This window comes from Mycobacterium sp. pR1184 (assembly GCF_041287235.1).
Lineage (GTDB): Bacteria > Actinomycetota > Actinomycetes > Mycobacteriales > Mycobacteriaceae > Mycobacterium.
This window is the reverse complement of sequence record NZ_JBGGKR010000006.1, coordinates 208,724-221,672: the sequence shown is the minus strand read 5'-3', so window position 1 is coordinate 221,672 and position 12,949 is coordinate 208,724. Positions and strand designations below refer to the sequence as shown.

The following is a 12,949-nucleotide window of genomic DNA, read 5'->3' as shown; positions in this document are numbered from 1 at the left end:
TAGGCATCTGGGAGGGATGTCATGCTTGAGCGAGAGCGCAATCGCATTGCGTATTTGGCCATTGAGGCCGTCGGCGTTACGGCGCTGCATGTCCGGCGCATCGTCGGGGCGCTACACACCGCGGTCGGCCGGGCCCGGCGCGAAGTCGGTGATTTGGTGTGGGATTACCACGAATTGGCGGGAAGCGTGCGCTGGTCCGCCCACCGCAGCAGGACGGCCGCGGACGACCACGACCAGAGCGTGCACGACGAGCACATCGCCGAGGTGATTTCGATCGACCTGCGCCGCCGGCAGGCCAACTGACGAAGGTCAGCTTTCGGCGGCAGCCTGGAAGACGGTGGCGGTCTCGGCCACTCGCGGATCGACGCGCAGCTGCTCGAGCGTCTGCGGCAGCGGCAACCGCCAATTCGGGTATTCGTCGATGGTGCCGGGCAAGTTGGGCTGCCGCGGTTCGGCGACGATGTCGTAGGGCGAGATCAGCTTCAATCGGCTCGGGGTGGCCGCCAAGAAGCGGTGCATCGCCGAGATGATCGCGGCTTCGTCCGGATCGGCCGGCAATAGCCCGTGGGAACGCAACAATTCCAGCCACTCGGCTTTTTCCTTGTCGGCCGAGGCTTGTTCGGCCGGTACGTCGTCGAGCAGACCGAGTTCGGCGCGCACGCGCACATGTTCACCTCGCAAAAAGCCTGCCGCGGTGGGCAAGTCGTGCGTGGAAAGGCTGGCGGCCACCCGCGTCGGCCATTCCGATGCGGCAAGTAGCGGTTGTCCGGACTTTGATTCGTCGCGGGTGAACCAGGACACGGCAGAACCCAGCATGCCGTTTTCGCCGAGTGCCGCAGTGACTTCGGGTTCCACGGTGCCCAGATCCTCGCCGACCACGGTCGCGCCCGCCCGGTGCGCCTCGAGGGCAAGGACCGCGAGCATGACGTCGGCATCGTAATGCACGTAGGTGCCTCGGTCGGGGGTGTCGCCGGGAGGAATCCACCACAGCCGCCACAAGCCGGCGACATGATCGATCCGTAAGCCGTCGGCGTGAACGACGATCGCGCGCAACATGTCTCGCAGCGCGGTGTATCCGGTGGCGGCGAGCCGGTCCGGACGCCAGGGCGGTAGTCCCCAATCCTGGCCGCGCGGGGTGAAGTTGTCCGGCGGTGCGCCGACGTGCACCCCGGCTGCCAGCATGTCGGCCAGCGCCCACGCGTCGGCCCCGTCCGAATCGACCCCTACCGGCAGGTCGTGCAGTACGCCGAGTGCCATACCGGCATTGCGCGCGGTTTCGCGCACCGCGCGGAGTTGCTCCGCGCAACGTTGCTGGACCCACGCGTGGAACGCGATTCGGTGCGCCAGCTCGCTGCGGGCCGCAATCACGGCCGGTCCGTTGACATCTCGTAGTGGCCGAGGCCACTGCGGCCAGCGACCACCGTGGCGTTCGGCCAGTGCGCAGTAGGTGGCCCAGTCACGCAGCCCGGCGGACGCCCCCGGTTCGTCCAGGGGACTGGGCCGGCCGTCGGCCCGCCACAACAATTCCAGCGCCGAGCGCTTGGCCGCCCACACGAGATCATGATCGATGCGCTCGGTATCGGGCGCGACGCGCAGCGCATCCACCTCCGCACGCGTCGCAGGGTCGGCCCGACGGTAAGCATCGAGGTCCTCGATGTGCAGCGCCAGCGGATTGGCGAATCGTCTGCTGGACGGCGTGTAGGGCGAGGGCTGCACCGGGTGCGTCGGCCCGGGCGCATTCAGCGGGTTGAGTAAGACCGCGCCCGCGCCGTGTTCGGCCGCGGTCCACTCGATGAAATCACGCAGGTCCGCCAGATCGCCGATGCCCCACGATCGTCCGGAACGCAGCCCGTAGAGCTGCAGCATCCATCCCCAGGTAGCCGGTGTCTGCGGCACCTGCGGCGGGGCTGCCACCAGGGTGACTTCCTGGCCGTCACGGGTGTGCAGCCGATACCACCCCGGTGACAGATCGGCCGGCAATTCCTCGCGCAGGGTGGTCTCGGCCCCATCCTCGCCGACCAATCCCACCGCACCGGGGAAGGGCCGGCGACGACCGTCGACGCGTACCGCGATCGTGGGCGCCAGGGCTGCGTCCCGCTCGGCCAGCTTGTCCAACTCGCTGCGGCGGCCGGATTGGGTCGCGGCATCCACCTCGAGCAGGGATAGCACTTTGACCACGACGTCGGCGTCGACCTCTACCGGCTCGCGCCGTTCATTGCGGTAAAAGGTCGCCACCCCATGGGCTTTGGCGAGTCGGCGTAGATCGTCGGGCAGCGAGGACACCACCGGGGTGTACCCGCGTCAGCCCCGCTTACACGGGCGGTGTCTCAGCCAGTACCGCCGACAGGTAACCGGAGGATCCGCCGAACGAGGCCAGCTCGTCTTGCGGAAGCTGGAAACCCTGGGCGGCGAAGGCCTGCTCGGTCGTGGTGATGTCGACCCGCCAACCGCGCTCGCTGAGGTACTCGCCGGCGACGTTGCGGTCACCGGTGTAGAACAACTCGGCCAGATTGATCTTCGAGCCGATGCGCCGCGACCTCTCGGTGAGCTGGTCCGCCCAATCCGCGGGAATGTTGCGGAAATCGAGGTGCTCACAGGCGATTCGGCTGCCCGGCGCCGACAGTGCGCCGACGTTGTCGAACAAGCGGTCCTGTGCCTCCGGCGGCAGATAGACGAGCAGGCCTTCGGCGCTCCACGCGGTCGGCTTGGAGGTATCGAGCCCGGCGCCGACGAGTGCGGCGGGCCAGTCCTCGCGCAAGTCGATCGCCACGGTGCGACGTTGCGCGGGCGGCTCAGCACCCAGCTCGGCCAGCGTGCGGGTCTTGAAATCGATCACCCCGGGCTGGTCGATTTCGTAGACCACCGTGTCGGCCGGCCACGGCAGCCGGTAGGCCCGGGTGTCCAGACCGGACGCCAGAATCACCGCCTGCCGCACGCCGGCATCGGTGGCTTGCCGAAAGAAGTCGTCGAAGAACCGGGTGCGCACGGTGATCTGCTCGATCACGGCCTTTCTATTCATCACCGGATCGTTGGTGTCGCCGAGCTTTCCGTCGATCAGCTTGATGAAGGTGTCGCTGCCCACCGCGCGCACCAGGGGATCGGCCCAGGGGTCGTCGAGCGGCGCATCCGGCCCCTGCGACGCCATCGCGCGCTGCGTCGCGACTGCCGTCGCGGTCGCGCCGACGCTGGATGCCAGATCCCAGGTGTCATTCTCGGTGCGCGCCATGGGCATTCCCTTCCCGGCGTTAGTTAGGTGACTTAACCACTGCCACTGTACGCGGCGAGGCCGCGACTAGATACGCAGGACCGGGCCCAGCGCCGCCAGGGGAATGTGGGCCTGGACGGTGCCGCCGTCCATGTACCACTGCGGCAGACCCGGCGAGAAGTTGATCGGCTCGTCGTGGCCGACGGGATAGTCCGGCATGTAGAGGATCAACTCGTCGGGAGTCAGTGCCCACGCTTTGTAGGCCCCGGAGTAGACCTTGTCGGGAGTCCAGCGATCGACGATGAAGGGGTAGGTCCCGGGGTCATGCGGGGGCGGTGCTTGATTGAGCGCGGTCTCGATGAAGGGCTGTGCCAGCGGTGGGATCGCGGTCAGCGGATTCGACGTCGTCAGATCCGACAGCTGTAGCCGCCGGCCGCTGGCCATGTCGAACGTGAAGGTGCGGTAGGCATTGTTCGGCTTGGGCCCGTCGGCGTGGTAGTCCTCGTGGAACACCGCGCTCAGCAGATTCCCGTGCCGCAAGATTTCGTAGTTCTCCTCGCCGTAGCTGTCGGCGGCCATGTGCGCGTTGGCATTGCGCCAGTTGCTGACCAGGGTGCGCAAGTAGTCGCGCACCACACCACTGGTGGCGGGATTGTCGATCAGCTCGCCGGGCAGCGCGACCTTGATGTCACGGACGGCGTTGCGTTCCGAGGTCACCGTGGTGTGGCAGTACTGGCCGTCCCAGTCGCCGCCGAGCTCACCGCAGAACGACGGGGCCGAGGCCCGCGCGATGGCCGCATCGGGAACCGCCGTCGCGGTGAGCAACAGAAGTATGGCGCTCAGTCTCTTGCGCATGGCCTGGCTCATCGGCTCAGAGGAGCTGGACTTTGCTGGCCCGCCAGCGGCCGTCCACCTTCTCCATCGTCATCTTGATCCGGCTGCGGTCGATGCGCGGATCGGGCGACTGCGAATTGGCCACGGTCTGGTCGATAAAGACAAGCACCACAACCTTATTCGTGGATGCGGACTGAATCGCCGAATCCACCACCACGCCGTGGGCGCTTGCCTTATTGTCGATCAGCAGCTGCCGAAGTTGCACGCTGGATTGGGTGTACATGTCTTTGAACTCGCCGGTCGCGCCGTCGAGCACCTGCCGGAAGTTCTCGTCGACCTTGTTGGAGTCGATGCTCGTGAGCACTTGCGCGTAGGCGATCGCGGCCTGTTGAGCCTGCTGGCCCGCCTGCGTCACCTGATGCTCGTGCCACAGCTGCCAGCCCAGCAGGCCGTTAACCGCAAGCGAGGCAACGAGTAACAGGGGCAGCGCGCCGCGGCGCAGGTAGCGCCCCCAGGGCCGACTGCGCAGCGGCGTCTTGTCGGCCTTGTCCTTGTCGGCCTGACGCCCGAACGGAATGTCCTCGTCGCTTTCGTCGGCCGCTTCGGCATCCTTGACGTCCTCGTCGGCTTCGCCGCCCGCGACGTCGTCGTCTTTGACGTCGGTGCCCTCGACGTCTTCGGGTTCTGAGCTTGGCGCTTCGGGCATTTCGGCCTCGGCAACTTTCTCGGATGTGGCGGTCACAGTCAACTCCTCCGTCAGAGTTTAGGTCGGTCCTAGTGGGGCGGTTCGATCGGCAGCGGGGGTCCGCCGTATGGCGTGGGAATCGTGAAGCGGCCCTTAGGTGTTGGGTCGGTTCTGCGGCCCAGGTCGGCTCCCGGCGGCGGACCGGCGGTGTCGTCGCCGCCCGGGCGCGGCGCGTTCTTGGCCCCGCGGATCGACACGGCGGGGTCGGTGTCGCGGCAATAGGTGTACATGAACGGCTCGTAGTAGTCCGCGGCCGATGGCGGGTGCGCGGGCGTCCCGTAGTCGCACACGTAGCGGGGGTAGAGATCGGCGATTGCCCAGACTCCTTGGTCGTGGAAGGCGCTCGTCACCGCGTCCAGCACCGAGCCGCGGTAGTCGGGGAACAGTGCGTTGAGCGCCGGCACCCGCTGGTAGAGCAATTGCGACATGGTGGCCATGGAGCCCAGCAGCTGCACCATCGTCTCGGAATTGTCGGAGAACAAATTGTCGACCGCCGACAGCGTCTGCGGTGTCTGTGCGGTCAGCCTCCGGTAGCCGGCTTGCATGCGCGCAACCCCGGACAACGTGCGGTTGAGTTCGGTTGCGGTGGCGGCTAATCCGGCGTTCTTATCACTGGCCAGGGTGAGCACCACCCGGCTGGTCTTGATGATGCTGGTCGTTTGGGGCAGCACCGAATCGAGCGTCGACAACAAGAACGTGCCGCCGTCGACGATGGCCGCCAGCTTCGCCGGGCCCTGGCCGCTCAGGCTCAGTTCCTTCTTGATCAGCTCGACCTTGCGGGGGTCGACCTGGGCCAGCATCCCGTCGGCGTCGCCGAGCAACTGCGCCAGGCTGACCGGAACACTGGTGTGGGCCAGCGCGATCAGGCTGCCGTCGTGCAAATACGGTCCGGCATCGGATTCGGCTTGGAAGTCGATGTACTGCTCGCCGGCCGGGGAGAGCGCCGACACGCGCGCGACGCTGCTGGCCGGAATCCGCACCTTCGACGAGATGCTGGCGATCGCGTTGACTCCACTGTCGGTGATCTGCAACGACTCGACGCGACCAATCCGCACACCGCGCAACGCCACATCCTGATTGGGCAGCAGGCCACCGGATTCGGGTAGCTGCACGGTGACTCGGTAGGACGACGCCAACGGTGTTACCCGCAATGCCCCGATCAGCAGGTAAGCGGTTCCGACCACCAGGGTGAGCACCAGTCCGGCCACCGACGGCCAGACCTGCTGGCGGTGAGCGGTCCGCACCACCCGGACCACGACGTTGGCGGCTGCGGCGATCATGGCGGCGGTCCCGGCGCCGGCGATAAAGGACCGGGGGCGAGATCGATTTGGCCCGGGATATTCGGGTCGGGCATGACGGGAACCTGTGGCGAGTTCGGTCCCCGCCCGACCACGCGTTCTTGCAGTCGCCACAGGGTGTATTTCAGGGTGCCGACGAGAAGGTTCATGTTGTAGTGGTGCGGTCCGTGCAGCCCGATGTCGCCGGGATACCCGATGTCGGGCAGCGATCCGAGGATCAGCTTGTCGACGCCCACGTGCACCGAAATCGCGCTTCCCGACGTCGATTTGACCAAGGGCGGAATCAGCCGGTTGATCGCGTAAAAGCTGGTGTCCGGGCTTACCGCAACGTCGTTGGCGGCTCCGGCGATCGTGTTGAGGTCGCGGATCATGCTGCGGCCGCTGGTGTCGGTTCCCCCGATCGACGGGAACCTGGCCAGCAACCGGGAGGTGTTGCCCACCTGCACGGCGAGATCCGACAGCTGGGTGGTGTTGTCGGCCAGGGCCGAGGTGGCGGGCCGGGCCGCAGTCATCAGGTCGGTGATGGTGGCGTCCTTGGCATCGAGTTCGTCTGCCAGACGGGACAATTCGGTCAACGCACCCGAAATCTGGTCGGACCTGGCGTCGAGCGTTGCGACCAGCTGGTTGGACTTGCGGATCAGCTCACCGAACGCCTGGCCCTGATCACCGGTGGCCTTGCCGAAACCGTTGATGATATTGGTGAAATTGCGCACCGCTCCGCCGTTGACGAGGATCGCCGCCGAACTCAGCACCGATTCAACGGTCGCCGCCGCGGCCGTCGAATCCAGGCCGATAGTGTCGCCGTCGTGCAGCATCGGATCGTCGTCGGGATCGTCGGCAGGAGGCTTGAGCGCGACGAACACGTCGCCCAGCGGTGTGGCGGTGCGCAATTCGGCGGTGCTGCCGCGTGGCAGCCGCACCCCGTTTCTGATCCGCAGCGTGGTGACCGCGGTGTAGTCACGTGCGACCATCGCTTCGACCTGCCCGACGTCGGCGCCGGCCAGCTTCACCTTGGCGTTCATCGGAAGGTTGAGCGCATTGGAGAACACCGCGGTCAAGGTGTATCCGCCCGAACCCAGCCCCGGAGCCGGAAGGGGCAGGCTGGCAAGACCATTCGTGCCGCATCCGGAGGCGATCAGCACCGTGGCCGCCATGGCCAGCGCGACGCGGACGCGGGCGGTGATCATTTCTGCCCCATCGCGGCCATGCCGTCCAGCACGTAGGTCAACCCGAAATCCGGCCCGAAGTCCTGGATTGTTCCGGTGCTGCACCCGAGTTGCCGAAGGCCCATCAAGTTGCAGATCTCTTTGGTGTATTGGCTGTCGAAGACCAATCGGTCGGTGAGGAAACGGGCGCGCACGGCACCGTTGGCGCGGTCGATCATGTTGTAGGCGTTGTCGGCCAGCATCGGTGCCACATCGAGGAGCTCGGCGAGGTCGCGCCGCTGATTGGTCACCATGGTCAGCATCTTGTTGCCGTGGAGCAGAGAATTCTTGATGGTGTCCCGGTTGGTGTCGAGCAGCTCGCCGGCCCGTTGCACAAGTTGGTCGAATCTGCGTCCGGTGCTGCCGCCGCCGATATCCTCGTCGGCCATGATCTGGCTGACTTGGTGGATGGTGGAGGCGAATTCGCGCAGCTTGCCGTCATTGGCGGCGACCGCGTCGAACAACGCGCTGATGTTCTTGACGATCGTGGTGATCTGCTCGCGGGTGGCCGCCCCGCCGTCGCTGGACAGGCGCAGCGCCCGGGACAACTCGTCGAGCGCCGATTTGATCTGCCCGCCGTTGCCGTCGACAACCTTCGTGCCGTTGTTGAGCACGTCGGCGACGGGGCCACCGCCGTGGCCGTCGCCCTCGAGCGACTTGGTGACCTTGTCGAGAACGCCGAGCACACGGCTGAATTCGACGGGCGTCTTGGTCCGGGTCAGGCCGATGGTGTCGTGGTTCTCCAGCACTGGACCGCCACGATAGGGCGGCGTCAGCTCGATCTGCCGGTCGGTGAGGATCGAGGTGGACACCGTGACGGCTTGGGCGGTAGCGGGTACCTTGACGTGGCGATCGACGGTGAATTCGACTTCGACGTAGCCGCCCTTGGCGTTGATCTTGGTGATCTTGCCCACCGGCATTCCCAGTACCGCGACCACGTTGCCCTCGTAAAGGCCTGAGGCACTGTCGAATTGGGCCGTTACTGTGATGGTGTCCTGATCCGGGGCCAGGTACCACCACGAGACCCCGACGGCCGCGGCCGCCACCACCAGGGCGGCGAGGATCGCCACTGCCTTGGACCGGATCTTCGAGGCCATCACTTGCAGTCCTTGAAGTATTGGATCATCCCGAACTGCTTGGCGCGGCCGCTGATGGCGCACATCCACGAGTCGACGAGCGGGACGTTGTTGGCGTTGAAATTCAGCGCATTGCCCTCGCCGGTGAGGTTTGCCGCTTCCCGGAAGAAGATTGGGCTGATTTGCAGCAGGTTGCTCAGCAGGTCGTCGTGTTGCGCCATCATGGCGGTGAAGTCGCGCATGTCGGCGATCAGCGAGTCAAGACCTGACCGGTCGTTGACCACGATCTGGCTCATGGTGTTGACGAGGTTGGTCAGCGATTGCATCATCGCGTGGAAAACGGCTCGCCGCGCGACGAATTGGCCCAGCAGATCCTGTCCCTGGTTGATCAGATTGCCGAGGCCGGCCTGCTGGCGCCGCAATGTGTTGGTCACCCGTTCGGTGCTGCCCAGCAGCTGACCCAGTTGGTCGCGTCGCACCGCGATGATCGACGACAGCGAGTGAATGTTCGTCATCGCCTGGGGCACCACCGCGGGCAGGCCCTCGAGTTGTTTGCCCAGCACCGCAAGCGATTGCGCGAACCGGTCGGAGTCGACCTGCTCGAACGTCGTCGTGGCATCCTGCAACGCGGATTGCAGATCGTAGGGAACCTCGGTGTGCGCCAGGTCAAAGGTGCCGTGGGGTAACGCGGCCGAGCCGTTGGGCCGCACCGAGAGATAACGCGAGCCCAGGATCGTGGTGACCTTGATCGTGGCTCGAGAATCCTTGCCCAGCACGATATTGTCGCGGATCTTCAGCCCCGCCTCGACGTGATCGCCGTCGAGTTTCATGCTGGTCACTTCGCCGACCGGGATGCCCGCGACCACGATCGGGTTGCCGGCCCGCAGCGAGGCGGCCTGCAGAAACTCGGCGGTGTAGTGCCGGTAGCCGGCACCGAGCGCGTGCACCGCCAGCATGCCCCCGATCACGACCGCGACCACCGTGACGGCGATAAACCCCATCCAGGTGGTGTTGTAGCTTTCCAGCGGACGCTTCCTGATCCTCGAAAGTCGAAGCCAGACGGACGAATCAGCCACCGGCGGTGCTCCTGCATCTCGGCGTGTGCCACGTCTTGTTACCCGGGGTGGCCGCGGCGACGATGATCGGCACGACGTCGTTCAGGCCGGGGAAGAAGCCCATGAAGTTGACGTCGCACACATATGCGTTGCCGTAAGCGCCCTGGTTGCCGACTCGGACAAGCCCTTTGAGTAGCAGCGGGATGTTGTCGCCGAAAAAGGCCACCTGCGGCTCGACATCCATCAGGTGCCTGGACACACCGGGTTTGCGGTCGATGAATTCACGCAGCGCCGGGTAGACGTCGTTGGCCGACGTCGACAACCGGCCCATCACCCGCGACAGTGAACCCAGCGAAGCCACCAGCTCGGGACGTCGGCGGTCGAGTTGGTCGACCACGTCACGGGTTTGGGTGATGACCCCGTCGAAATTGTCGTTCTGCCGCGCCAGGTTGCCGACCACCTTGTTGAGATTGGTGATCACGTCGCCAAGGGCTTGGTCTCGTCCGGCGAATGTCTGTGTGAGCGTCGATGTCTGGCTGATCAGCGTGGTCAGTGACGAGGTGTCGCCCTGCAGCGAGGCGATGATTCCCTTGGTGAGGTTGTCGGCGTCCTGTGGGTTCAGCAGGCTGAACAGCGGCTCGTAGCCGTTGAGCAGCGCGGTGACGTCAAACGATGGTTCGGTGCGTTCCAACGGCAGCACACTGCCCGGCGGGAGCAGGCTTCGACTGCCCTCCGGTCCTAACGACAGCCCGAGATAACGCTGCCCGACGATGTTTTGGTACGTCACCGACGCGACGGTGTTGCCGTACAGGTGTTGAGCGGTTTGCACCACGAAAGCCACCCTCGCGAGTTTCCCGTCGAGTTCCACGCTTTCCACCCGGCCCACCCGCACCCCGGCCATCCGGACGTCGTCGCCTTCGCGAAGCCCGTAGACATCGGTGAACAGCGCCGCATACTTGGCCGTGTCGCCGGCAACGTCACGTCGCAGGCTCACGTAAACCAGCCAGGTCAGCGTCAGCGCGACGACCATGAACAAGGTGAGACCGATCAGCGGCGCACGAAATCTCATTCGCATCTCACTTGGGTTGTCCGACTGCGAGTTTTGGGGCATGACTCAAAGAGACCGTGGATCCGCGGGCCACCGGTCCCAGCAATAGCTCGGTGGCCGGGGTGGCAGTCTGGCCGGTGATCACGCTGAGCATGTTGCGCTCGTATTGGCTGCCGACGGGTCCGACGTTGCCGCCGAAGGCCGATTGCGGTATCCACGGTGCCTTCGGCGCCACCGGCGCGACCCACGGTGCGTTCGGCGAAGGAGTTGCGGGAGCACCGGGTACCGGGTTATCGGGATTGGCGCTGCCCGGCACCGGCGGCGACGGTGTAATCCCCGGGGCCAGTGGGGGATTGGGGTCGATTAGGTCGGGATTGGGGTTGATCAACGGTGGTCCGACGGCGACGAGGTTTCCGTTCGGGCCGATGACGGTTCCCGGTGGCGGCGCCAGATCCTTGGGTGGCTGATAGTTCTGCGGCAGCAACACTTCCGGCAGGTCGGGCCGCACCGGGATCAGCGGTGCGGTAAAGCAGCTGGGCCCCTTCAGGTCTCCGTAATGTGGACAGTCCGCACGGGTGTAGGTGGAGCTCGGGGTAAAGGTCAGCATCGCGCGCATATTGCCGACGTCTTGGCCCGGCACCCAGACTTCCTCCATGAACCTGTTGGCCAGGTTGTCCAACTTGGTGACCGCGGGCACGAAATTGTTCGACTTCATCGCCAACACACCCAGCACCGGGGTGAAGTCGCTGGTGATGTGAATGAGTTGGTCGATGTGATGATCGAATGACTGATGCACCGTCGCGACGGTGTCCTCGGCGCCGGAGAGCAGCGAGGTCAACTGTCCCCGCGTCTCGGCGAAGGTTTGCATCGGTTCGACGGCCTGGTGCAGGGCGTCGAGCAGATCGGGTGCGGTGGCCTGCAGCCCACGGGCCGCATCGACGAGCGCGGACACGGTCGACGGCCCAGTGTCGGTGCTGACGATCGAATTTAATTGGTCGAGAAGGCGATTCAGCTGTGCTCCGGCGTTCAGCAACGGAACGCGACGGTGGTCGGTGGCCGCACCCAGTGCGGCCAGGATCCCGATGGATCTGTCGTCGCGGCCACGGCCGGCGGCTGCCAGCAGGTCGCGCAACTTGCTGACGGTGGTCTGAAACAGCACGGTCGGAAGCCGGGTGTCTTCGGGGATGTGCGCGCCGGGGCGGATCGCCCCGCCCGGGCCCTGCTGTCCCGCGGGGCCTACCAACTGCACCGACGACACCGCGAAGACGTTGCTGGGCACCACGCGAGCGGTGACCCCGGCCGGAATCGACTTGGCGTACTCGGTTTTGAGATCGATGTGGACGTAATTGGGCTTCCCGTTGGACGCGGGGACCACGTCATCGACCGTCCCGACGAGCACGCCGTGATACTTGACGTCGGACTTCTGCGGCAGCCCGTCGCCGACGTTGAGCAGATCGGCGACCACCCGGACGTAGTCGTTGAGCCGGCCGGTGGACTTGAGCAGCATCGCGACGGTAAGCAGCGCCGCAACCACTGCCACCGCGGTGCCGGTGAGAAGCAACTGCCGGTCCGAGGGCCCGCGGCCGTCCAACTCAAAGGAATTCGGCTTACCCACCTGCCTAACCACCGAACCTTGCGCCGGCGTCTACCCCCCACAACGCCATGGTGAGCAGCATGTTCACCATGATCACGACGGTGATGCTGGCCCTCATGCCATGCCCGGCGGCCACCCCGACGCCCTCCGGGCCACCGGTCGCGTAATAGCCGTAGTAGCACTGAATAGTGGACGCGATCCACACGAAGATCACGGCCTTGATCAACGAGTAGACGATGTCCTGGCCGGCCAGCATCAGCGTGAAGTAATGCAGGTAGGAGCCCGTGGAGCCACCGCTGCTGATGCCGACCACGAGCTGGGTGGTCAGATAGCCGATCGCCAGGCACGCCACGTACAGCGGGACGATGGCCGCGACCGAGGCGATCAGCCGCGTCGTCACCAGATACGGAATCGGCCGGATCGCAATGGATTCCAGCGCATCGATCTCCTCGGCGATCCGCATCGACCCCAACTGGGCGGTAAAACGGCAACCGCCCTGCATGGCGAACGCCAGCGATGCCATCAGCGGTGCCAGCTCGCGGGTGTTGACCAACGACGAGACGAAACCGGTGGCCGGCCCGAGGCCCAGCAGGTCCAGGAAGTTGTACCCCTCGATGCCGACCAGTGCGCCCACGGTCATGCCGAGAACCACGGCCACACCAGCGGTTCCGCCACCCACCACGATCGAGCCGTTGCCCCAGGTGATGTTCGACAGCAGCCGCAGGAACTCGCCGCGGTACTGGCGCAACGCGAGAGGCACCGCGACCAGAGCCCGGACGAAAAAGACCAGCAAATGGCCCAGCCGGATGATCGGCACGGTGCCCCGGTGGTACAGCCGCAGAACCGGGACGGTGATGGGCGCGAACGGCAGGTACGGGGCGGCCGCCAT

Annotated in this window: 12 protein-coding genes; 1 reads left to right on the top strand and 11 read right to left on the bottom strand. The window is 65.7% G+C overall.

What is annotated here, in order from left to right:
* Positions 1-21 precede the first annotated feature (21 nt).
* The gene (locus ACAG21_RS13055; protein ID WP_370496536.1) at positions 22-303 is read left to right on the top strand and encodes a hypothetical protein; all 282 of its coding nucleotides are present in this window, start codon (positions 22-24) and stop codon (positions 301-303) included.
* A gap of 6 nt (positions 304-309) precedes the next feature.
* Here ACAG21_RS13055 and malQ read toward each other — a convergent pair whose 3' ends face one another.
* The 11 genes from malQ to ACAG21_RS13000 all read right to left on the bottom strand — a co-directional run bounded on the left by malQ (position 310) and on the right by ACAG21_RS13000 (position 12,949).
* Entirely contained in the window at positions 310-2,274 is a 1,965-nt protein-coding gene (gene malQ / locus ACAG21_RS13050; protein WP_370496639.1) for a 4-alpha-glucanotransferase, read from the bottom strand.
* A gap of 37 nt (positions 2,275-2,311) precedes the next feature.
* Positions 2,312-3,226, bottom strand: a complete 915-nt coding sequence (locus tag ACAG21_RS13045) for a class I SAM-dependent methyltransferase (protein WP_370496535.1) — start codon at positions 3,224-3,226, stop codon at positions 2,312-2,314.
* A gap of 66 nt (positions 3,227-3,292) precedes the next feature.
* On the bottom strand, positions 3,293-4,060 hold the full coding sequence (locus ACAG21_RS13040) for a mannan-binding family protein (protein WP_370496533.1): 768 nt from the start codon (positions 4,058-4,060) through the stop codon (positions 3,293-3,295).
* Between the two features lie 16 nt (positions 4,061-4,076).
* Positions 4,077-4,787 (bottom strand): DUF3329 domain-containing protein, encoded by a 711-nt coding sequence (locus tag ACAG21_RS13035; RefSeq protein ID WP_370496532.1) that lies wholly within the window; start codon positions 4,785-4,787, stop codon positions 4,077-4,079.
* Between the two features lie 26 nt (positions 4,788-4,813).
* Positions 4,814-6,064, bottom strand: coding sequence for an MCE family protein (locus ACAG21_RS13030; RefSeq protein WP_370496531.1), 1,251 nt, complete (start codon positions 6,062-6,064; stop codon positions 4,814-4,816).
* Positions 6,061-7,269, bottom strand: a complete 1,209-nt coding sequence (locus ACAG21_RS13025; protein ID WP_370496530.1) for an MCE family protein — start codon at positions 7,267-7,269, stop codon at positions 6,061-6,063. Before ACAG21_RS13025 ends, ACAG21_RS13030 begins: the two co-directional genes overlap by 4 nt.
* Complete coding sequence (locus ACAG21_RS13020; protein ID WP_370496529.1) at positions 7,266-8,384, bottom strand: MCE family protein; 1,119 nt, start codon at positions 8,382-8,384, stop codon at positions 7,266-7,268. Before ACAG21_RS13020 ends, ACAG21_RS13025 begins: the two co-directional genes overlap by 4 nt.
* Positions 8,384-9,439, bottom strand: coding sequence for an MlaD family protein (locus ACAG21_RS13015; protein WP_370496528.1), 1,056 nt, complete (start codon positions 9,437-9,439; stop codon positions 8,384-8,386). The genes ACAG21_RS13020 and ACAG21_RS13015 overlap by 1 nt, the downstream gene beginning before the upstream one ends.
* On the bottom strand, positions 9,432-10,487 hold the full coding sequence (locus ACAG21_RS13010) for an MlaD family protein (RefSeq protein WP_370496527.1): 1,056 nt from the start codon (positions 10,485-10,487) through the stop codon (positions 9,432-9,434). The genes ACAG21_RS13015 and ACAG21_RS13010 overlap by 8 nt, the downstream gene beginning before the upstream one ends.
* A gap of 7 nt (positions 10,488-10,494) precedes the next feature.
* Positions 10,495-11,973, bottom strand: coding sequence for an MCE family protein (locus ACAG21_RS13005; RefSeq protein ID WP_370496637.1), 1,479 nt, complete (start codon positions 11,971-11,973; stop codon positions 10,495-10,497).
* A gap of 112 nt (positions 11,974-12,085) precedes the next feature.
* Entirely contained in the window at positions 12,086-12,949 is an 864-nt protein-coding gene (locus ACAG21_RS13000) for an ABC transporter permease (protein ID WP_370496526.1), read from the bottom strand.

What these genes read in the sequence shown, in the direction of transcription:
- ACAG21_RS13055 (WP_370496536.1), top strand. Translation starts at nt 22, where the DNA reads ATGCTTGAGCGAGAGCGCAATCGCATTGCGTATTTGGCCATTGAGGCC.
- ACAG21_RS13045 (WP_370496535.1), bottom strand. Translation starts at nt 3,226, where the DNA reads ATGGCGCGCACCGAGAATGACACCTGGGATCTGGCATCCAGCGTCGGC.
- ACAG21_RS13040 (WP_370496533.1), bottom strand. Translation starts at nt 4,060, where the DNA reads ATGCGCAAGAGACTGAGCGCCATACTTCTGTTGCTCACCGCGACGGCG.
- ACAG21_RS13030 (WP_370496531.1), bottom strand. Translation starts at nt 6,064, where the DNA reads ATGATCGCCGCAGCCGCCAACGTCGTGGTCCGGGTGGTGCGGACCGCT.
- ACAG21_RS13025 (WP_370496530.1), bottom strand. Translation starts at nt 7,269, where the DNA reads ATGATCACCGCCCGCGTCCGCGTCGCGCTGGCCATGGCGGCCACGGTG.
- ACAG21_RS13020 (WP_370496529.1), bottom strand. Translation starts at nt 8,384, where the DNA reads ATGGCCTCGAAGATCCGGTCCAAGGCAGTGGCGATCCTCGCCGCCCTG.
- ACAG21_RS13010 (WP_370496527.1), bottom strand. Translation starts at nt 10,487, where the DNA reads ATGAGATTTCGTGCGCCGCTGATCGGTCTCACCTTGTTCATGGTCGTC.
- ACAG21_RS13005 (WP_370496637.1), bottom strand. Translation starts at nt 11,973, where the DNA reads ATGCTGCTCAAGTCCACCGGCCGGCTCAACGACTACGTCCGGGTGGTC.
- ACAG21_RS13000 (WP_370496526.1), bottom strand. Translation starts at nt 12,949, where the DNA reads ATGGCGGCCGCCCCGTACCTGCCGTTCGCGCCCATCACCGTCCCGGTT.